This is a genomic window from Streptomyces sp. NPDC127177 (assembly GCF_042672475.1).
In the GTDB taxonomy this organism is placed as follows: domain Bacteria; phylum Actinomycetota; class Actinomycetes; order Streptomycetales; family Streptomycetaceae; genus Streptomyces.
Genome location: NZ_JBHXUW010000012.1, coordinates 1 through 19656, shown reverse-complemented (window position 1 = coordinate 19656; position 19656 = coordinate 1). Strand labels below are relative to the sequence as shown.

The window sequence follows — 19656 nt, the reverse complement described above, 5'->3', positions numbered from 1 at the left end:
GCGGGTGTGACACCGGCTCTCCCCGCTCTGCCGGGAGCCAGGTGTCACACCATGGGACTGACGGGCCGCTCGTCGCCCACCAGGGCACGGCCGTACATCTCCCTGGCGAGGCCGGGGTTCAGCGTGGGGTGCCGGGCCGCCGTCTCCAGGTCTCGCCAGTAGCGCTGGATGGCATCGGCACGGGAGAAGCTGCTCGCCCCGCTCACTGTGAGCAGCAGTTGTACCGCCTGTCGCAGACATGTGGAGGCGTGCCCCACGTCCATGCGCACCCGTGCCCGGTCCAGCAGGGCCGGGGTGCCCGGAGACGCCGCCGCCGCATCGACCGCTTCGGCGGAACGCTGGATGTGCAGGCAGGCGGAGTCGATCAGCGTGGCCGCGTCGGCGAGGGCCGCCTGGACACTGGGGGAGTCGGCCAGCCGGCGATGGAGGGACATGGCCATCGGCTTGCCGCCCTCGACGGCCTCCAGCGTCATACGGAAGACCGCCCGGGCCGCCCCGAGCATCGGCGCAACAGAGGTCAGCGTCATGGATCCCGGCGCGACCCGGTACAGGGGCTCGTCACCCCGCTCGTCACCCGACACCACGTCGGAGAAGGCCCGGACCCGGTGGTACGGGACGAAGACGCCGTCGGCGACGACCGTGTCGCTGCCCGTGCCGCGCATACCGGCCATGTCCCAGGTCGCCTCGATGGCAAGTTCGCTCATCGGGAAGAGCGCCACCCCGGGTTCGGTCCCGTTCGCGTCGGCCCGGGCGAGAGGCACACCGAGCACAGCCCATTCGGCCTGGTGGCAGCCGGAGGCCCATGACCACCTGCCCGAGACCCTGAGCCCGTCCTCGACCTGCTCCGCGGTGGCCCCCGCGCTGCTGAACACACCGCACATGGGGACGTCCGGGCTTTCGCCCCAGAGGTCGAAGCGGGCTCTCTCCCCGAAGGACGCGGCGATCTGCTGGGCCCCGTAGGAGAGCATGACGACCCACGCGCTCGACGGGCAGGCCAGGCCGATCTCGGCCAGGACGTCGACACAGGCGGCGATCGGGAGTTCGTGCCCGCGCAGGCGCCTGGGAACAGCCAGCCGGAACATGCCGGCGGCCAGCAGTGCCTGGCCCGCCTCAGGGGTGAGCCGGCTCTCGCGCTCGGCGTCCTCGGCATCGCGGAGCAGCACGGGGGAGAGGGCACGGGCGGCCGCGACGAGCGGCTGGACCGAGTCGCGGGGCGGGGTGTTCTTCTGAGTGTCCAACCGATTCATCGCTGCTCCAGAGTGCTTCAGCAGAGCCCATGCGGACCCTTAGGTCCGCTTGATGTCTCAAGCTACACGGATCCGGCTGAGGGGAATGCCCGGGTCGCTCAACCAGCTGGATCTGCCACGCTTCCACGTGAGGGGCCCTTCGGAGACGCTGTTCGAGGAGGCGTACGACTGGGCGCGGCCGATGACTGATGCGGAGTGCACCCTGCGCCATTTGGTCGGCCTGGACGTGAACATGGCCGTCGCCGCCGGCGCGAACGGGCTGATATGTCGGCCTCGGTGAGCCTACCCACGTCAAGAACCGGTGTTCGACCCGAAGCTGCCCGGCTAAGGCTCTGACCGGGAAGGTTCGCCGGGTCCGGGCAGGCGAAACTCCGTACGGACGTTTCTGCTGGCGGGTAGCGTCATGTTCAGGATGAAGGGGGATTCGTGATCATGGCAGAGCGTGCGGTTCCGTCTCGCGTGGTGGCCGCGGAGCGTGTCGCCTCCGAGGCGGGTTTCAAGAAGAGCTGCATCCCTGAAGTGGGCAGGTTGCTCAGGCTGGCCGCTGCTGCGAAACCCCACGGAGTCATCGCGGAGAGCGGCACCGGCTCGGGGGTGGGCACCGCCTGGCTGCACAGCGGGCTTGGCGCCGGTGCCCGCCTGGTCACCGTGGAACGGGACGAGGAGCTCGCGCGTCGAGCGGCTGGTGTCTTCTCGGACGACGACCGCGTCAGCGTCCTCACTGGGGACTGGCGCCTGCTTGAGCAGCACGCCCCCTTCGATGTCTTCTTCTGCGACGGCGGAGGCAAGCGCGACGACCCCGAGCAGGTCATCGAGCTGCTAGCTCCCGGTGGCCTTCTCATCCTGGACGACTTCACTCCATCGCCCCATTGGCCGCCTCGTTTCGGCGGCGAAGTGGATGAGCTCCGCCTGTTCTACCTCACTCATCCGGCCCTGGACGCCACTGAAGTACACACAACGCCCGTCAGTTCAGCAGTGGTTGCGGCACGTCGCCTCTAATGCTCTGACCGTGAAGGTTTGCCGGGTTAGCCGCTCATTCCTTCTCCGAGGCAGCTGCGAGATGGCGGCGGCAGAGGTCGGCAGCCGTGAGGTGGGGTGTGTGCAGCGCATCGCTGTAGAGCCGCGTCTCACGAGCTGCCCGATCGAGGTGCTGCCAGAATTCGAGCGGCAGGTCAAGGTCGTCACCGAGATCGACGAGACAGTCGAAAGCGAGTCCCAGCTCGTTGTGCTCCTGGAACTCAAGCATTGCTGAGAGGTCGACGCTCGGCAGGCCCATCAGGCGGGCCCGGGCGGCTTCGAGGTGGCCGCGGGTCCGGTTTCCAACTGGTCTGAAGTGCCTCGCGATCAAGGGTCATGACGTCAGTGTCGCCGGTGCTGTTCGCATGGTCACGCGGCTCTCGCCGGGCGCCCACCCCAGCGGATGCCCTTCTCACTGCGGATGCGGGCGCGCTCGCGCCGTTGGGCAGCCAGCACGTCGGGGTGGCGGGCGTTCTTGTTCCGCCAGCGCAGATAGGCATGCAGGGTCCGGGTCTGGACGGTGTGGTTGCGGTGGTTCGAGTTCGCGACGGTGAACCGCCGGAGCGGCCCGAAGCGGGCCTCGATCGGGTCGGCCCAGGACGTGTAGATCGGTGTGAAGCACAGCTCGACCCGGTTCTTCTACGCCCAGTGCCGGATCTGTTCGCCCTTGTGGGCGGAGAGGTTGTCCAGGATGACGTAGAGCGGGGCGCCGTCCGGGCGGGCCGCGCGGATCGACCTGAGCGCGGCCGGGGTGTTCGCGGCACCCTTCTGCGGCGGTTGACGCCCCAGAGGGTGTCGTCGCCGACCGAGTAGCAGCCGTGGAAGTACCGCACTCCGTGGGTGCGGTGGTAGGTCGCGGGATGCCGCTCGGGATGACCGGCGGGCGTCCAGGACGAGCCGGCGGTGGGGCGGATGCAGAGCGGCCCGAATTCGTCGAACGCGAACATCCGGTCCGGGAAGCACTCCATGACGTGCTCGATGCGGTCGAGCTTGGCGTCGCGCTCTGGGTCCGGGGACTCCTTCCACGTCTTGGTGCGCTGGAAGGTGATCCCACGGCGGGCGAGGAGGCACCGTAACGCCTCGCGGCCGATCCGGATCACGCGGCCAGGCACACGGCGGAACGACGCCCCGAACTCCACGATGCCTTCGTCTCGTTGGCCTGCAGCTTGATCTGCTGGAGACGCCTCAAGAAGACCGGATCATGATCACGTCACGAGCTGGCGATGGCTGCTTGAGCGGCTCGCTCGATCTTCGCACGATGGGCATCCCAGAAGGCTGCGTCATGCTCTTGATTCGGGCTTTTGGCAGCTGTCCCTGTCGAGTCGTCGAGCTGCTCGCGCAGGATGTCGGCGTGCCCGGCGTGCCGACTGGTCTCGGTGAGCATATGGACCAGGATGTTGAACAGCTTGACCTTGGGACGTGGCCACCAGGGCACGTAGCCATGGGAGTCGACGGCTAGGGCGGTGATCGTTTCGTCTGAGTGCGCCCACACGCGACGGTAGCGGTCGATGATCTCCTCCCTCGTCTCGTGTTCGGTCGCCCACATGTCGGCGCCACGTTCCTCCGTGTTGTCCCACCGGGGCAGGGGTTCGGGGAACGGTCGGTCGAAGACCTCGCCGAAGTACCTGGACTCCCAGGTCGACAAGTGCTTGACCAGGCCGAGCAGGTTGGTTCCCGTCGAGGTCAGAGGGCGTCGGATGTCGTACTCAACGAGCCCATCGAGCTTCCAAAGTATCGCCTCGCGCATCTCTCGCAGATCGCTGTGCAGGTACTCTTTCGCGAAAGTATCGATCATGCGACACGACTCTGCCATGACAGGCTACGGACTGTCACCGGAACCCCTCACGCGCCCAACCGGGCCATACCCGCAAGATCTTGTTACGAGCTCATAAGGTGTCGGCATGTCGCTGAGCCACATAGCGCTCTCATCTGGCCGTTCGATCGAGCTCACCGAGCTCCGAATGTCTTCGACCTACGGGGGGATGTTGGAGGGCTACCCGTGCAAGCCCATCAATGACATGAAGGTCAGCGGCCTCCAGCGGCAGGCTGAACATGCGTTTTCCTCCATGCCGGTCCATCTGGTTCCGCCCTCCCGCGAGTATCCGGACCAGACGACCGGCGCCTTCGGCCCCGTTGAGGTGCTGCCCTCCGTGGCCTGCATCGGCGCCTTCCGCTCAACACCGGTCTCCCCTGAGCTCGACCCGGTGCTGCACCGTTCCGCCCTCACTGTGGTCTGGTTCCAGGCCGCCTTGGATGTCCCGTCGGGCGAGGACGCTGCCCTTGCACTTTGCAGCATGCGCTGGGAGGAGCTGGCTCAGGACTACGAGCTCTAGCGATGGGTGCCGATCACAACCACTCGTTGATGGCAGCGATGAGGACGGTCGCCTCGTAGCGGACCGCAAGTTTGTCGTACCGCGTGGCGCGACCGCGCGATGCCTCTTGAGGCGGTTGATCCCACACTCGACCGCGTGACGCTCGCGGTAGTCGACCCGGTCGAAGCGTGGAGGCCGACCGCCGCGGGAGCCGAGCTTCCGGCGGTTACGCGCCTGATCGGCCTTGTCCGGGATGGTGCAGCGGATCCCGCGGCGACGCAGGTAGGCACGGTTCCTGCGAGAGGCGTAAGCCTTGTCAGCCCGCACGCGATGAGGGCGGACGCGCGGCCGGCCCGGCCCGATGCGGGGCACGCGGACCTTCTCCAGCACGGGCTCGAACTGCGGTGAGTCCCCGCGCTGTCCTGCCGTGACCACGATCGACAGGGGCTTTTGACCCTGCTCGACGGCCAGGTGCAGCTTGGTGGTGAACCCGCCGCGCGAGCGTCCCAGCCCGTGATCACCGGGCTCGGCGAACACGCCGCCCGGTGGTTCCTTCTGCAGGTCACCCTGCTTGCGGGCCCCGGCCGCATGCTGATGAGCGCGGCACACTGTGGAGTCGACGCTCAGGTCCCACCCGATCGCACCCTTTGCGTCGGCCAGGGACTGGAGCCGGGTGAGTATCCGCTGCCAGGTACCGCCCCGCTGCCATCGGCGGAACAAGTCGTAGACCCGGCTCCACGGCCCGTACTCGACAGGCACGTCCCGCCACGGAACACCGGTCCGGACCCGAAACCGTATGCCGTCGATCAGCTGCCGCCGAGGCCAGACGGGCGGCCGCCCCGCCCTCATTCCCTTCGGCAACAACGGCTCCAGCACCACCCACTGCTCGTCCGTGAGATCTCCCCGCCCCATGAACCGAGATCATGGACCGCTCAAGATCCACTTTTGATACACGGCCTAGCGGCTGGTCGACCTGGCCCACGTCGACCTCTCCCACGTGAAGATCGACAAAGGGCGGGTGCGACGGGACGGCAGCCTGTTGCCCTCCCCGTCACGCCGAAGGGCGACCGCCCGACGGGCCCGGCCCGGTACGCGACGCCCACCGTCACCTACGCCCAGGAGGTCGGCCACGAGGTGACGCCGTCCGAGGTGTGGGTCCGGCACGAGAACGGTCATCACCTGGAGGGCTGGTACCAACTGCTGCGTGACGCCTACCTCGATGCAATCCAGCGCGCCGCCATCCCGCTCTCTGGTGGCGGCCCGCTCCAAATCCGACCCGCGAATGCGAGACCGAAGATGACCAGGGTGTGGCCGCCCGGCGGTGGTGCCCCCGCGTCGCTGCACCCCCCCCGTGAGCCGGTCGACCCGGCCCGCAGCGGCCGTCGCGTCGTACGGCGTCGGGCGAAGGGTCGGACGCCAGCGCCATTGAGGCGGCCCTCGATGACGCCCGGTTCGACGCGCGGCAGGCGTCCCGGCACGAGGACCGGTCGATGACGCCCGCGGCCCGGCGGAGCTCGCGGAGTGGGAACGCCTCGCCGAACTGCTCGCTGACGCGGAGCCCGGCACCGTCTACGACCCGGGCACCGACGACGTCGTCCACGCCGAGCTCGTCGGCTGTCCGGGCACCGGATCGAGATCGTCGTGGTCGCGACCACGGAGCCCCGGAGCCAGCTGGGAATCCTGGACCGGCTGGCCAAGACGCGGGTGGAGTCGGTGCGCTCGCACGCCAGGCACGCCTCGTCGAGGCGGACCTGGCGCGAGGTCGAGGAGGCGGTCGGCGCAGTCAAGTTCAGCTATGGACTGTCTGTTTGACGCCATCCTTGTCGGTGATGCTGACGGAAACGCGCCACCGCGTCCGCTTGTCGGCCTCGATCTTGACCGTACCGCCGAACTTCCGGCCATCCAGGTCTTGCGTCTTCATCGAGGCACCGTAGGTGGCGCTGTCATCACAGGCTTCGATCCCGGCGCGCAGCGCTGTTCCATTACTGACCTTCAGGCCACCCGAGGGACCGAGACAGTCATACCGCACGGACAACGCGGCAATCCGGTCCGCAGCCACGGGCAGCTTCACCGTCCCCGGACCCAGCTGGCCGGGTGTCTTAGCGCCCTTCTCAGGATTCTCCGGATCGGACACCAGCGCCGCTGTCTTCGAGGCACTCGGCGAAGGCGGCGTATTCTGCCCGCCGTTGCACCCGGACACCACAACGGCGGACACCACCAGCAGAACAATCCCTGCGCTGCGCATCAGCTTTTCCCGTGCCATGTCTCGCGGCCGTTGTAGACCAGCCGCGCCGATCCCTTGCGCAACACCTTGGTCTTGCAGTTGGGCTCGGTTTGGTTGTAGTTCCACTTCGTGTACCTGGCCTTCACTCCGGCGTGCAGGTAACCGTGCTTCATCGAGTTCGGCACTTTCCACGACCACGTGTAAGTAGAGCTGTTCGTCCACTGCCAGGCAAAATGGTAGTCGAACTCGGCCGACGCCTTGGCGAACACCACGTTGGCTTCGCCGGAGACCGCCCCGCCGACCGTCGACGTCGTCGTCTTGCCCTTGTGGAAGGTGATGCTGATCGTCGTGCCGCTGTCCCCGCCGGAACGGGGTTCCATGTCCCTGTAATACGTGTAGCTGCCCGAGAAGTCATAACCCCGGTCGGGCGGGCAGCTCATCGGATGGACCGTCCCGGCACTGGCGGGTACAGCACCCGCAGTGGCAAGTGCGGCGACGGCGCAGCCGACTGCGACGTCTTGGGTATTGGACGCACGTATTTCCCCGTTTCTCTTCCGAAAGCGGCCCGTCGACCACCAGGAACTGACCCTAGGGAGCGACTCGCTTTCCTGTCGCGGCAGTTGAGTGAAACTTGAGATCCAGGTCACCCTCGATGATCTATTCCGAGGGGTGCGCAGAGAGGCGTAGGAGTGGGTATCCAAAATTGTTGTGCGATGAACAACCTGGACGCTCTCGCGAAGTTCATGGCTGCCGAAAGAAAGCCGGCCTCCGCACAGGCCGCATCCGGCGTGTGCCGAGGCCGGCAGCCCGGCGGACATGGCGGTGCCGGCCCGGGGGAGGCGGGTGGGCACAATGGGCGGGTGAAACCTGTGGAGACGAGTCCGAGCCCTGCCCCCCAGCCCGGCGCACCCCTGCGAAGGGCCGATGCCCGCCGCAACCAAGAGCGCGTCTTCGCTGCGGCGCTCGAGGTCTTCCAGGAGTCCGGCCTCCAGGGCACCGTGCCGCAGATCGCCAAGCGGGCCGAGGTGGGCAAGGCCACCGTCTACCGCAGCTATCCCACCAAGGAAGACCTCGTGGGGGCCGCCGTCAACCACCGGCTGGCCGAGCTGCGGCGGTCCACCGCCCCCGCGCTGGCCCAGGCGGACCCCTACCGGGCGTTCAGCGACTACGTGCTCCGCCTCTTCGAGAGTCTCGCCGGCGACCGGCTGTTGTCGGAGGTGCTCGCGGACGCGGGATTCAGAAGCATCTCCGGTCTGCTCACCCAGCTCTCGGACCTGATGGAGTCGGCCAAGCCCACCGGCCAGATCCGCGCCGACGCCTCGATCCTCGATCTGCGCGTGGTGCTCTGCGGCATGGCGGTCCAATTGATCAGGATCGCCGAGCGCGACCCCGAGCTGTGGCGCCGGTACGGCGAACTGACGCTGCGGGCGCTGCGTCCCTGAGACCGACGCTGCGGTGCTGCGGGCGCTGCGTCCCTGAGACCGACGCCGCGGTGCTGCGGCACTGCGCCGCTGAGACCGACGGCCGCTGAGGCGGGGAGCGGTTCAGAGGTGGAGACCCTTGAGGAAGCCGGCCGGCGCCTCCCGGGTCGGCTCCGGGTCCTGTAGGACGGCCGAGTGACCGCCCATGGCGCCGACGAGTACTGCGCCGGAGGTGCCGTCGGCGATCTCCGCGGAGTGCTCGGGAGCCACGAACCGGCCGCCCTCAGCCGCCACGACCAGGGTGGGCACCGCGATCCGGGGCAGGGTCTCGCGCATGCCGATGCCGAGTGTGAAGGCGATCTGTTCGGCAACGCCGGGAGCAGGCTGCCCCGAACCGGGCGATGACCTGCTGGACGGCTTCCGGGGGAGCGCGGCCAGGTGGCTCTCGGTGAAGGGCAGGGCCGTCAGGTACGCGCCCGGGCTCTCGTCGCCGCAGGCATGCAGCGACGCCCACGTTCACGGCGCCTGCCGGCCCCGCTCACACGTGTTTTCCGACCACATAGAAACATTTGTCCCTGAAGCAGATGTGGAGGCGGCACCGACCGTCCCGTATGCGTCTTCAACCTGCGCGCGTCACCGCCTTGACGAGTGACGAGCGCGGATGCCATGGTTGCGTCACCGCCCGAACCGGTGATGTGAATGACCGGTCCGAGAACGAGCACGCGACCACACGAGACCAGGAGAACCAGCCATGGCAGTCACCTACACCGCCGTTGTGAACGTCGACGGCGAGGGCCGTAACGGCGGCCGCGTCCGCTCCGAGGACGGCCTCCTGGAGACGACCCTCGCCGTTCCCAAGGACCTCGGCGGAGCCGGCACCGCCACCAACCCCGAGCAGCTCCTCGCCGCCGGCTGGGCAGCCTGCTTCCTCGGCGCCCTCCGCCATGCCGCCGCCACCCGCAAGGTCAGGCTCACCAGCACCACCATCACCGCCGAAATCACCCTCACCCACGGCGACGACGGCGAGTTCACCCTCTCCGCCACCCTCCACCCCGCCCTCGGCGGCGTCGACCAGGACACCGCGACCGAGCTGGCCGAGGCCGCCCACCAGATCTGCCCCTACTCCAAGGCCACCCGCAACAACATCCCCGTCACCATCAACGCCACCGCCGCCTGAGCCACCGGCCGACTCGGCCCCACGCACCGCGGGTCCCACGTACTCCCCTGGCGAGGGACCCGCGTCACCCGTCCCACGTCCCACATCTCCGCATCCCGCCCTCCTGTCCGTACGAGGCGCGTTCAGCGTCAGGGAGAGACATGTTTCCCCTGCTCCATGCATTCGGGCGCATCCGTGAGGACTGCCCGCCCGCCGCCTACGACGTCGCGGTCCAGCCCTGTACTGCCACCGGATCCGTGGCCCGGCACAATGCATGGCCCGACGTCACCCAGGTGTGGGTGTGGGCCGGAACCACCGCCACGTCGGGATTCGGGCCGATCGCCGCGGACTTCCTCTGAACCTTCCCCGCCGCCGGGCCCCCGCGGGACCGCGTCGCGGCCTCTCAGGAGGCGCGACCGCTCAGCCGGTGCGGATGCGCCGGGTACGCCCCGAGAACGCGCACCTCGGACGAGAAGAAGCGCAGCTCATGCAGCGCGAGGGCGACACGGGGCTCGTCGGGATGGCCCTCGATCTCCACGTAGAACCGGCTGGGGCTCAGCCCGGCGCCGATCTGATAGCTCTCGATCTTGGTGAGGTTCACCGCGTTGCTGGCGAATCCGCCGAGTGCCTTGAAAAGCGCGCTCGGGATGTTCCGCACGCAGAAGAACAGGCTCGTCATCGTCGGCTCGCCCGTGTTCGGTGCGAGGGCGGAGTCCCTGGAGAGTACGACGAAGCGCGTGGTGTTGTCCGGATCGTCCTCGACCTCGGACCGCAGGACGTCCAGCCCGTAGAGCTTCGCCGCGGCGGGAGGGGCGAGTGCGGCGTGCCGTGGATCACCGAGCTCAGCCACCTCGCGCGCCGCCCCGGCCGTGTCATCGCTGACGAGGGTGCGCCAGTCGCCGTGCCGCAGGATCTTCCGGCACTGCCCCAGGGCGTGCACGTGGCTGCGTACGCACTCCACGTCGTCGAGGGTCGTGCCCGGAACACCCATCAGGTCGAAGCGGATGGCGAGGAAGTACTCGGCGACGATGAACAGCCCCGATTCCGGCAGCAGATGGTGCACGTCCGCCACGCGACCGGCCGCGGAGTTGTCCACCGGGATCACCGCGACGTCGGCTGCGCCGAGGGTGACGGCGTCCAGAGCCTGCTCGAAACCAGTGCAGGCGAGTTCGTCCCCGCCGGGGAACAGGGCATGGGCTGCCATTGCCGAGTTGGATCCGGGTTCACCCTGGTATGCGACGGTGGTCACCGTGTTCAGCCTTCCACTGAGGGGCTCTGCGAGCGGGGCAGCAGTAGCTCCACCGCGAAGCGTGTGAACTGCAGTATCGGTGAACTGTCCGCCACGAGGCCAACCAGGGGGTGCCCGCCGTCTCCCGCCGCGAAGGGCAGAGCGTATTCGTACGCCCGCCCGCCGGCAGAGTAAGTGACGAAGCCGCCCGGCACCCGTACGTCGTCCAGCCGGCGGACAGGGCGGGATGCATGCGTGCCACCCACGGGCCGGAGGTCGCGCCGTGTACGGCTCCCGCGGAGATCAGGCGCCCGTGCGGCGCGGCAGCCGCCAGCCGGGGCGCGGGAAGTGACAGGTGTAGCCGTCGGGGTAGCGCTGGAGGTAGTCCTGGTGGTCCGGTTCGGCCTCCCAGAACGCGCCCGCGGGTACGACCTCGGTGACCACCGGCCCCGGCCAGAGCCCGGACGCCTCGACATCGGCGATGGTGTCCTGAGCGACCCGCCGCTGTTCGTCGTCCAGGTAGAAGATGGCGGACCGGTAGCTCAGGCCCACGTCGTTGCCCTGCCGGTTCCTGGTGGACGGATCGTGGATCTGGAAGAAGAACTCCAGGAGCGTCCGGTAGTCGGTGCGCGCGGGGTCGTAGGTGATCTCGATGGCTTCCGCGTGCTTTCCGTGGTTCCGGTAGGTCGGCTCAGGCATGTCGTCGCCGCTGTAGCCCACCCGTGTGGTCACCACTCCGGGGAGCGTCCGGATCAGCTCCTGCATTCCCCAGAAGCAGCCGCCCGCCAGCAGGGCCTTCTTCTCGCTGTCGTCAGCCATCACAGATCACCTTTTCTTCCGTGCTCGGAGCCGCCTCGCACAGCGCCGTGACGCAATCATTGCACCTCACTCGTTACCCACCAAGGCGGTGACGAGGCGGTGACGAGCGAGTTGTGCGGGAGGGCGAGTGACCTGTGCGGGAACGAGATGAGGCACCTTGCGGGGGTGCGGACCGTTCAGCGCGCGGCCTGCGCGGCCTGCGCGGCCTGCGTGGGTCAGTGAGCGGCCGGGGCGGGCACGGTCTTCTTGCGGGCGCGGTAGGCGGCCGCCTTGATCTTGTTGCCGCAGGAGTCCATGCCGCACCACTGGCGCCGCATGCCGCGGGAGCGGTCGATGTAGACGCGGGTGCACTCCGGATTGCCGCACTCCTTCATCAGGGGTACGTCCGGTCCGCTGAGGAGTTCGACGGCACACCGGGCGACGGTGGACAGGGCCTGCTCCGGTGTCGCTTCGGTCCGGCGTCCCGACGCGGTGAGCTGCGGCGTCGCGGGCTGCTTGCGCGCGGCGTCGTTCAGCACCCCGAGCGACTCGTCGTCGAACTCCTCCCCGAGCCGTCGGTCCGTGACCAACCGGTAAATGGCCTCCCGTACGGTCGTGGCCTGCTCTACGTCACCCTCCTCACCAGGGGCGATCGTGTCGACGACGCCGGATTCCAGATACCAGGCGTTCAGTCGGTCGGGCGTCACGAACATCTCGAAGCGCGCCGAACGACGGGCGCGCAGGGTCGCCGCGAAGTCCAGGGCGGGGTTCCCGCAAACGAAGACATGGTTAAGATTCACATCACCATCCTGACAGGTGACTTTGTACCTAGCAAGAACCGTCACCTGTCAGAGCAGCGGACAGCCTCAGCTCGCGGCCCCGCCAGCGCCCGCGAAGCCAGCGGTCGTGGCTCGCGATCACGATCGCACCGGGCCCGGTGCCCATCGCCTCCTCCAGTTCGTCACACAGACGCGGGGACAGGTGGTTCGTGGGTTCGTCGAGCAGTAGCAGATGCGGCGGGCGCACCACCAGGAGCGCCAGCGCCAGCCGCCGGCGCTGGCCCACCGAGAGGTGCCCGACCGGCCTGTCCATGTCCGCCCGGTGCATCAGGCCCAGCGAGGCCGGCGTGACGACTTCGGCCCGTTCGGACCCCACCGACCGCTCGTAGGTGTCCCGGACCGTACGGTCCGGCCGGTCGAACACGGTGTCCTGAGTGAGCAGCCCCACCGTCAGCCCGCTCCGCCGACGGATCTCGCCCTCGGCTGCGAGATGCCCGGCCAGCACCGCCAGCAGCGTCGATTTGCCGGCCCCGTTGTCCCCCGTGACCAGCAGACGGTCGGTCGCCGCCACCTCCACGCCGTCCAGCACGAGCCGGCCGGGCACCCGTACGTCGTGGAGGGACACCAGTGGATCCTGGCCCTGCTCGGAGAGCGCGGAGGGGGCCGAGAGCGTCGGGCCGGCGAAGCGCAGCGGCTGCGGCGGCTCCTCGACCCGGCTGCGCTCGAGCGCCTCCAGCCTGCGGGTGACATTGCGTACCCGGCGCGAGATCTGGCTCTGTACTCGCCCGGCCCGGTGTCCGTACCCCATCTTCTCGCTGTCCCGTGGCCCCCGGTCGGGCGCGACGCGATGCGCCGTCACCCCGGCCGAGTGACGAAGGGTATCCAGCTCCTCCTGCTCCTCTGCGTAACGCCGCTCCCAGCGCTCCCGTTCGGCACGCTTCGCGGCCAGGTAGGCGCTGTAGTTCCCGCCGTAGCGGACAGGGCCGTCGACAGCGGGATCGAGATCGATCAGGTCGGTGCAGACGGCGTCGAGGAAGGCCCGGTCATGGCTCGCCACCACCACGGCTCCGGGCAGTGTGCGCACCTGCTCCTCCACGAAGGCGGCGGCAGCGTCGTCGAGGTGGTTGGTCGGCTCGTCCAGCAGCAGCGCCGACGGTCGCCGGACCAGCAGCGCGGCGAGGGCCAGCCGGCCGCGCTGCCCGCCGGAGAGTGATCCGAGAGTCCGGTCGTGCCCGAACTCTCCGAGGCCGAGGCCTTCCAGGATGACGGCGGCACGCCGGTCCGCGTCCCAGACCTCCCGGTCCTGGGCCTCCTCCAGCCGCCTGCCGTAGGTGTCGAGCAACTCGGCGTGGCCGGGTTCGCCGTCCGCGGTGCGGGCGAGCTCCTCGGCCAGCCGCTCGATCTCCGCGAGGACCTCGCGAGCCTCACGGAGGGCCTCGTCCAGGACCGTGGTGATGGTCGACGAGGTGTCGAACGGCGCCTCCTGCTGGAGGAACCCCAGATCGTAGGGGCGTGTGACGCTGCCCGCGTCGGGTTCGTCCGCCCCCGCGAGCAGCCGCAGCAGGGTGGACTTGCCGACGCCGTTCTCACCGATCAGGCCGATGCGGTGGCCGGGAGACGCGGTCAGCGAGACGCCGTCGAGCACTCGGCGGGCGCCCAGACTGCGGACGAGGTCGTGGGCGATCAGGGCGGGCTGGGACATGGGGATCATCCGTCCAACGTGTTCGGTGCTGGGCCCGCCGGGCGCGAGGCCTCGGACACGGCGCAGGTCGACACGCCGGAGGCTCACACCTCGGGGGCCCCCGTCTCCTTGAGCGTGCCGTCGGCCAGGCGTAGCCACCGGTTCACACCGATCTCGGTGAGGAACCGCTCGTCGTGGCTGACCACCACGAACGCGCCCTGGTAGGAGTTGAGGGCGCTCTCCAGCTGGCCCGCGCTGACCAGGTCGAGGTTGTTCGTCGGTTCGTCCAGGAGCAGCAGCTGCGGTGCCGGCTCGGCGCACAGGACGCAGGCCAGGGTGGCGCGCAGCCGTTCGCCGCCGGAGAGTACACGGACGGGGAGGTGGGCCCGTGGGCCGCGGAAGAGGAAGCGTGCGAGCAGGTTCATCCGCTCGGCCTCGGGCCGGTCCGGGGCGAACGCCGTGAAGTTCTCGGCGACGGTACGGTCCACATCCAGCAGGTCCAGCCGTTGCGAGAGGTAGGCGATGCGGCCTTCGGCCCGTTTGATCTGTCCGCCCTGCGGATCGAGGTCTCCGGTGAGCAGGCGCAGCAGTGTGGTCTTGCCGGCGCCGTTGGGACCGGTCAGCGCGATGCGCTCGGGGCCGCGGATGGACAGTTCGACGCCCTGTCCGCCGAACACCTTCCGATCGCCGAGGCGGACCCGCATCCCCTCGCCGAGGAAAAGGTTGCGCCCGGCGGGCACGTTGGTGTCGGGCAGGTCCACGGTGATGCGCTGCTCGTCGCGCAGCGAACGTTCCGCCCCGTCGAGCCGGGCCCGCGCCTCGCTGACCCGGGACGTGTGCATCTGCCCTGCCCGGCCGGCGGACTCCTGAGCGCCGCGCTTCATGTTCCCGGCGAAGATGCGTGGCAGGCCGGCGTTCTTGAGGTTGCGTGCCGCGTTGCTCGCGCGGCGCTCGGCGCGCTCACGGGCCTGCTGCAACTCCCGCTTCTCCCGCTTCAGTTCCTGCTCGGCATTGCGGACGTTCTTCTCGGCGACTTCCTGCTCGGCCTGTACGGCCTCCTCGTACGCGGTGAAGTTTCCGCCGAACAGACGCAGTTCGTCGCTGCCGAGTTCGGCGATGCGATCCATGAGGTCGAGCAGGGCTCGGTCGTGGCTGACCAGCAGGAGACAGCCGTTGAAGTCCTCCAGCACGGCGTAGAGCTTGTGGCGGGCTTCGAGGTCGAGGTTGTTGGTGGGTTCGTCGAGCAGCAGCACGTCCGGCCGCTTGAGCAACTGGGCCGCCAGACCGAGCGAGATGACCTGACCGCCGCTGAGCGTGGTCAGGCTCCGGTCGAGAGTGAGCTCGGTCAGACCGAGGCGGTCGAGCTGTCCACGGGTGCGTTCCTCGATGTCCCAGTCGTCGCCGATGACGGTGAAGTGCTCCTCGGCCACGTCCCCGGACTCGACGGCGTCCAGGGCCCGGACGACAGCTGCGACACCGAGCACCTCGGCGACCGTGAGGTCGTTCGACAGGGGCAGGCTCTGCGGGAGGTAGCCCAGCGTGCCGTCGACGGACACCGACCCGGCACCGGGCCTGAGTTCGCCGGCGATCAGTTTGAGCAGCGTGCTCTTGCCCGAGCCGTTGGGCGCGACGAGGCCCGTTCGCCCCGTGCTCATGGTGAAGGACAGGTCGTGGAAGACGGGGGTGTCGTCCGGCCAGGCGAAGGCGAGGTTCGAGCAGATGAGGGAAGACATGGAGCGACCTCGGAGTGAATGAGGGCAGACAGGCTTCTACCCAGGGCAGACATGGGAATGGGGCACAACGACGACTGGCCAGGGCGGCAGCGCTCCGCGCGCCTGCCGGTGGCCGATCACATCCGGGTATCACCCGGAGATGTCGTCGTCACCCACCATGTCTGCTGCTCCTTCGATGTGGTCAATGCCTGAATCAGTTTAGCAGCGCGGGACTCCGCCTACTCCGGAGGCGGCACCGGCGGACGCTCCGGGCATTCTCCGGCCGGGGGATTCCCAGCGCATACGTGTGCGCTGGGGAGCGAGGAGAGACCGCGGAACTCGGTGACATGTCTGTCGTCCGTTTCTTGACAGTCGAAGGGGGCGATGCCAATATCGTCACCACTTGAACAGGTGATGCTTGCGAGTGGGTGTAGCGCCCTCGCGGCACACGTGTGTGGCGCGTGGCTGACGCCCGTGGCGCGCCTTCGACGTCTCCGGGACCTTTACTGCGCCGAGGGAGTGCTGAACATGGCAGAAGAACGGAAACCGGACGCCGAAGGTGCACCGGTGGGGCGGCGGGCGCTGCTGGGCATGCTCGGCGCGGGGGCCGCCGGGCTCGCCGCAGCGCCCGCTCTGCAGCGCGGCTGGGAAGGGCTCCTCGGTGCCGCCTCGCAGATCGACCCGACCGGACTCACCGGCCTGCTGCCCAATCCGGGCGGCTTCCGTTACTACAGCGTCGTCGGCTCGGTGCCCCACAAGGACGAGACGAACTACGAGCTGAAGATCAGCGGCCTGGTCGACCGGCCGAAGACCTTCACGCTCACGGAGCTGCGCGCGCTGCCCCAGACCGGAGTGGTCCACGACGTCCTGTGCACCGACGGCTGGCGGGTGGAGAAGACGCCGTTCGAGGGGGTGAAGCTGGCGGATCTCCTCGATGCCGCAGGGGTGCGCTCCCGGGGCGCGGCGGTCAGGTTCACCTGTTTCGACGGCGCCTACAGCGAGAGCCTGACCCTGGATCAGGCACGGCGCTCGGACGTACTGGTGGCGCTGAACATGCACGACAGGCCGATCACGCATGAGCACGGCGGCCCGGTCCGCCTCTACGTGGCCCCGATGTACTTCTACAAGTCGGCCAAGTGGCTGTCCGGCATCTCGGTCACCGACAAGGTCGTTCCCGGCTACTGGGAGGAGCGAGGGTATGCGATCGACGGCTGGCTCGCCGGAGAGGACAGGCGCAGTGACGCCTCCTGAGCGGGCGGACCGCGTACGCCGCTTCAGCACCGCCGAACGCATGGTCCATCGCGCCACCGGCTGGCTGATGCTGCTCTGCCTGGTCACCGCGGCCTGCCTCTACCTCGCACCGCTCGCCCAACTCGTCGGCCGCCGACACCTGATGGTCACGGTGCACGAGTGGTCGGGCATCCTGCTGCCGCTGCCCGTCCTGTTCGGACTCCTCTCCCCGGCCTTCCGGGCGGACCTGCGCAGGCTCAACCGCTTCGCGCCCTACGACAGGCAGTGGCTGCGGTCCGCCCGCAAGCGGCTGACGTCCCCGAAGGCCCGCCCGGCCGGCAAGTTCAACGCGGGCCAGAAGCTCTATGCGGGCTGGATCGCCGGTGCGGTGCTGGTGATGATGTTCACCGGCCTGCTCATGTGGTTCATGGGCTTGCTGCCCGACATCTCGCGCACCAGTGCGATCTTCGTCCACGACTGCCTCGCCTGGGCCGTCGGCATCGTCCTGGTCGCGCACATGCGCAAGGCCTACGAGGACCCGGAGGCGAGGCTGGGTATGCGCACCGGACACGTCAGCCGGTCATGGGCGGCGCTGCACCACGCGCACTGGCTGCGGGGCGACCGTGCGGTTGAGGTAACCGGCGACGCGCCCGGGAAATGACATCTCCCCGCCGGGCTGTCCGACGGATGATTTCAGAACGTGTGTGCCGGGACTGACCGTCAACTGACTGATGCGCGCGGGTCCGCGTGATAGCAGAGTGAGTGACGACCCGCGATGTATCTGCCGCGATCCCCGACATGAGAGTCACCTGCTTGACCGGTGACGAAGCTCGTGTCAATCTCTTCTCGTATCCGCCGGGCGGTCGGCCGAGCCACCTGCCTTGTTGCGGTGTCAGCACATGTGTCTCAACACAGACACATTTCTTGGATAGGAAAGTCATGAGACGACCACTTCTGATCCTCCTCGCGGCCGGTGTGCCCCTGGCAGCGGCCGCGATGTACCTGCCCACCGCGGCGGCGGACACCTGGGGCTCGACCCCCGCGGCAGCTCCGACGCCCACGTCCCTCAACTGCTCGACCGTCGCCGTGAAAGCTCCGTCAGGCACCGAGGTGGAGTCCGTGACAGCGGTCCACCAGGCCGGAGGAACGGTGAAGGGCACCGGAGTCCTGGGCGGTGAGGTGCCCGGTGTTCCCGCCTACTGCGAGGTGACGGTCACCCTCACCCACCCGGGTGAGGGCGACCACGCCAAGGTGCGGACCTGGCTGCCGGTGAAAGGGTGGAGCGGACGTTTCCAGGCGGTCGGCGGCGCCGCCTTCGCTGTCGGCGACAACAATCCCGGCCTGGCCAACGCGGTCAAGCAGGGCTACGCCGCCTCGACCACCGACGGCGGCGTCGGCGATGCCATCGACAGCAGCTGGGCGCTGACCAGCAAGGGCAAGGTCAACACCACGCTGCTGAAGAACTTCGCCGAGCGCTCACAGCACGAGACGGTGATCGTCGGGAAGGCGGTCACCGACGCGGTCTACGGCAAGGCGCCCTCCTACTCCTACTTCAACGGCTGTTCGACCGGCGGACGCCAGGGCTACATGGAGGCTCAGCGCCACCCCGACGACTACGACGGCATCCTCGCCAACGCGCCCGCCATCAACTGGGACGAGTACGTGCCCGCGACGCTGTGGCCGCAGGTGGTGATGAACGAGGAGAAGACCCACCCCACCGACTGCGAGTTCAAGGCCTTCACCCAGGCCGCGGTCAAGGCTTGTGACACGCTCGACGGGGCCGAGGACGGCCTGATCGCCGACGCCTCGCGCTGCGACTACGACCCGCGCCGGCTGATCGGCACGAAGGTCGACTGCGAGGGCGAGCAGGTGACCATCACGGCGGCCGACGCGGCCGTGGTCCGCAAGATCTGGGACGGCCCGCGCACCACGTCCGGCAAGAAGCTCGGGTACGGCGTGCCGATCGGCGCCGAGATCCTCGCTCTCGCCGGCCCCGAACCGTTCCAGGTCCCTGACGACTGGACCAGGAAGTGGGTGGCCAAGCAACCCGGCCTGGACACCTCGAAGCTGACGTACAGCCGGTTCACCAAGCTGTTCGAGCAGTCCAGGGCCGAGTACGCCAAGGTCATCGGTACCAGTGACCCGGATCTTTCGGCCTTCCACGAGTCCGGCGGCAAGCTGCTCACCTACCACGGCCAGTCCGACCAGTTCATCCCCACGCAGGGCACCGTGGAATACCGCGAACGGGTCGAGCACAAGCTCGGTGGCACGCAGCGGGTCGACGACTTCTACCGTCTCTTCCTCGCGCCGGGCACGGTCCACTGCGGACTCGGGGGCCAGGGCGCCGACCTGACGGCCCTGACCGAGTGGGTCGAGCACGGCAAGGCTCCGCGGACTCTTTCCGCCACACTCACCAACGCCACCGGCCGGCAGTTCGACCGTGAACTGTGCCGCTACCCGTTGGTGTCCCGCTACGACGGCCACGGTGACCCGGCCGACGCCGGCAGCTTCCGCTGCGTCTCGTCGCACCGGCACTGAGCGGCCCCGGCCTCCGGGGCCGTCGTCTGCGGAGCGGCCCAGATGATGGTCGGCCTGCGCCGGCGCAGCCCCGAGCTGGGCGAGCAGTAGCCGATGCTGATCGCCGGCGGCCTGTCCTTCCTGGCCGGCATCCTCTGCATCGTCCAGGCTGCGGGCGATGATCCCTCACTGGACGTCCTGTCGACCTACGCCACGGGCGGCGGTGTCTTCTTCACCGCCCAGGCTGGACTGCTGGTCTGGAAGGCACGACAGACCCGCGATCGTTCCGTCTGATTTTCGCGGCCATCCGTCCGGCTCACGCCCCGTCCGGGCG

General features: G+C 68.7%; 20 protein-coding genes and 4 pseudogenes. 11 read left to right on the top strand and 13 right to left on the bottom strand.

Annotation, left to right across the window (positions count from 1 at the left end; all coding sequences use genetic code 11):
* Positions 1-44 precede the first annotated feature (44 nt).
* Positions 45-1247 (bottom strand): indole oxygenase, encoded by a 1203-nt coding sequence (locus tag ACFVJX_RS10330; protein WP_384126548.1) that lies wholly within the window; start codon positions 1245-1247, stop codon positions 45-47.
* 109 nt (positions 1248-1356) lie between these two features.
* Here ACFVJX_RS10330 and ACFVJX_RS10325 point away from each other — a divergent pair.
* Together ACFVJX_RS10325 and ACFVJX_RS10320 are read left to right on the top strand one after the other, a co-directional pair.
* A pseudogene (locus tag ACFVJX_RS10325) lies at positions 1357-1572 on the top strand (hypothetical protein); the annotation flags it as partial.
* A gap of 101 nt (positions 1573-1673) precedes the next feature.
* A complete protein-coding gene (locus ACFVJX_RS10320) occupies positions 1674-2246 on the top strand; it encodes an O-methyltransferase (RefSeq protein WP_384126547.1) in 573 nt (190 codons plus the stop codon).
* A gap of 34 nt (positions 2247-2280) precedes the next feature.
* On the opposite strand, the gene ACFVJX_RS10315 is transcribed toward ACFVJX_RS10320, so the two are convergent.
* The 3 genes and pseudogenes from ACFVJX_RS10315 to ACFVJX_RS10305 form a co-directional block, all read right to left on the bottom strand.
* The gene (locus ACFVJX_RS10315) at positions 2281-2493 is read right to left on the bottom strand and encodes a MafI family immunity protein (protein WP_384126546.1); all 213 of its coding nucleotides are present in this window, start codon (positions 2491-2493) and stop codon (positions 2281-2283) included.
* 140 nt (positions 2494-2633) lie between these two features.
* Positions 2634-3391 (bottom strand): annotated as a pseudogene (locus tag ACFVJX_RS10310) (transposase); the annotation flags it as partial.
* Between the two features lie 83 nt (positions 3392-3474).
* On the bottom strand, positions 3475-4059 hold the full coding sequence (locus tag ACFVJX_RS10305) for a DinB family protein (protein WP_384126545.1): 585 nt from the start codon (positions 4057-4059) through the stop codon (positions 3475-3477).
* A gap of 106 nt (positions 4060-4165) precedes the next feature.
* Between ACFVJX_RS10305 and ACFVJX_RS10300 the strand changes: the two genes are divergently transcribed.
* Positions 4166-4597 (top strand): hypothetical protein, encoded by a 432-nt coding sequence (locus ACFVJX_RS10300; RefSeq protein WP_384126543.1) that lies wholly within the window; start codon positions 4166-4168, stop codon positions 4595-4597.
* 13 nt (positions 4598-4610) lie between these two features.
* Here ACFVJX_RS10300 and ACFVJX_RS10295 read toward each other — a convergent pair.
* A protein-coding gene (locus tag ACFVJX_RS10295; protein ID WP_384126542.1) for an IS5 family transposase occupies positions 4611-5488 on the bottom strand; the annotation gives its coding sequence in 2 pieces (ribosomal slippage) (positions 4611-4685 and positions 4688-5488; 876 coding nt in all).
* Between the two features lie 52 nt (positions 5489-5540).
* Here ACFVJX_RS10295 and ACFVJX_RS10290 point away from each other — a divergent pair.
* Together ACFVJX_RS10290 and ACFVJX_RS10285 are read left to right on the top strand one after the other, a co-directional pair.
* Positions 5541-5794, top strand: a pseudogene (locus ACFVJX_RS10290) (transcriptional regulator); the annotation flags it as partial.
* Positions 5795-6217: 423 nt separating this feature from the next.
* Positions 6218-6388 (top strand): hypothetical protein, encoded by a 171-nt coding sequence (locus ACFVJX_RS10285; RefSeq protein WP_384126540.1) that lies wholly within the window; start codon positions 6218-6220, stop codon positions 6386-6388.
* Here ACFVJX_RS10285 and ACFVJX_RS10280 read toward each other — a convergent pair.
* Together ACFVJX_RS10280 and ACFVJX_RS10275 are read right to left on the bottom strand one after the other, a co-directional pair.
* Entirely contained in the window at positions 6366-6839 is a 474-nt protein-coding gene (locus ACFVJX_RS10280; RefSeq protein WP_384126539.1) for a hypothetical protein, read from the bottom strand. The two genes, ACFVJX_RS10285 and ACFVJX_RS10280, sit on opposite strands and share 23 nt — an antisense overlap.
* On the bottom strand, positions 6821-7240 hold the full coding sequence (locus tag ACFVJX_RS10275; RefSeq protein ID WP_384126538.1) for a hypothetical protein: 420 nt from the start codon (positions 7238-7240) through the stop codon (positions 6821-6823). The genes ACFVJX_RS10280 and ACFVJX_RS10275 overlap by 19 nt, the downstream gene beginning before the upstream one ends.
* 420 nt (positions 7241-7660) lie before the next feature.
* On the opposite strand from ACFVJX_RS10275, the gene ACFVJX_RS10270 reads away from it, so the two are divergent.
* On the top strand, positions 7661-8242 hold the full coding sequence (locus tag ACFVJX_RS10270; protein ID WP_384126536.1) for a TetR/AcrR family transcriptional regulator: 582 nt from the start codon (positions 7661-7663) through the stop codon (positions 8240-8242).
* Positions 8243-8344: 102 nt separating this feature from the next.
* On the opposite strand, the gene ACFVJX_RS10265 is transcribed toward ACFVJX_RS10270, so the two are convergent.
* Positions 8345-8557, bottom strand: coding sequence for an alpha/beta fold hydrolase (locus ACFVJX_RS10265; RefSeq protein WP_384126535.1), 213 nt, complete (start codon positions 8555-8557; stop codon positions 8345-8347).
* Positions 8558-8972: 415 nt separating this feature from the next.
* Between ACFVJX_RS10265 and ACFVJX_RS10260 the strand changes: the two genes are divergently transcribed.
* The gene (locus tag ACFVJX_RS10260) at positions 8973-9398 is read left to right on the top strand and encodes an organic hydroperoxide resistance protein (RefSeq protein WP_384126534.1); all 426 of its coding nucleotides are present in this window, start codon (positions 8973-8975) and stop codon (positions 9396-9398) included.
* Between the two features lie 382 nt (positions 9399-9780).
* On the opposite strand, the gene ACFVJX_RS10255 is transcribed toward ACFVJX_RS10260, so the two are convergent.
* The 5 genes from ACFVJX_RS10255 to abc-f form a co-directional block, all read right to left on the bottom strand.
* Positions 9781-10626, bottom strand: coding sequence for a prephenate dehydratase (locus tag ACFVJX_RS10255; protein ID WP_384126530.1), 846 nt, complete (start codon positions 10624-10626; stop codon positions 9781-9783).
* Positions 10627-10908: 282 nt separating this feature from the next.
* Complete coding sequence (msrA, locus tag ACFVJX_RS10250) at positions 10909-11424, bottom strand: peptide-methionine (S)-S-oxide reductase MsrA (RefSeq protein WP_384126529.1); 516 nt, start codon at positions 11422-11424, stop codon at positions 10909-10911.
* Between the two features lie 215 nt (positions 11425-11639).
* On the bottom strand, positions 11640-12203 hold the full coding sequence (locus ACFVJX_RS10245; protein WP_384126527.1) for a CGNR zinc finger domain-containing protein: 564 nt from the start codon (positions 12201-12203) through the stop codon (positions 11640-11642).
* A 28-nt stretch (positions 12204-12231) separates the two neighbouring features.
* Positions 12232-13884 (bottom strand): ABC-F family ATP-binding cassette domain-containing protein, encoded by a 1653-nt coding sequence (locus ACFVJX_RS10240; protein WP_384126525.1) that lies wholly within the window; start codon positions 13882-13884, stop codon positions 12232-12234.
* Between the two features lie 83 nt (positions 13885-13967).
* The gene (abc-f, locus tag ACFVJX_RS10235; RefSeq protein WP_384126524.1) at positions 13968-15596 is read right to left on the bottom strand and encodes a ribosomal protection-like ABC-F family protein; all 1629 of its coding nucleotides are present in this window, start codon (positions 15594-15596) and stop codon (positions 13968-13970) included.
* A gap of 507 nt (positions 15597-16103) precedes the next feature.
* On the opposite strand from abc-f, the gene ACFVJX_RS10230 reads away from it, so the two are divergent.
* The 4 genes and pseudogenes from ACFVJX_RS10230 to ACFVJX_RS10215 form a co-directional block, all read left to right on the top strand.
* On the top strand, positions 16104-16826 hold the full coding sequence (locus ACFVJX_RS10230) for a molybdopterin-dependent oxidoreductase (RefSeq protein WP_384126522.1): 723 nt from the start codon (positions 16104-16106) through the stop codon (positions 16824-16826).
* Positions 16774-17466 (top strand): cytochrome b/b6 domain-containing protein, encoded by a 693-nt coding sequence (locus ACFVJX_RS10225; RefSeq protein ID WP_384126521.1) that lies wholly within the window; start codon positions 16774-16776, stop codon positions 17464-17466. Before ACFVJX_RS10230 ends, ACFVJX_RS10225 begins: the two co-directional genes overlap by 53 nt.
* A 278-nt stretch (positions 17467-17744) precedes the next feature.
* Complete coding sequence (locus tag ACFVJX_RS10220; RefSeq protein WP_384126520.1) at positions 17745-19343, top strand: tannase/feruloyl esterase family alpha/beta hydrolase; 1599 nt, start codon at positions 17745-17747, stop codon at positions 19341-19343.
* A gap of 18 nt (positions 19344-19361) precedes the next feature.
* Positions 19362-19616 (top strand): annotated as a pseudogene (locus tag ACFVJX_RS10215) (DUF308 domain-containing protein); the annotation flags it as partial.
* Positions 19617-19656 lie beyond the last annotated feature (40 nt).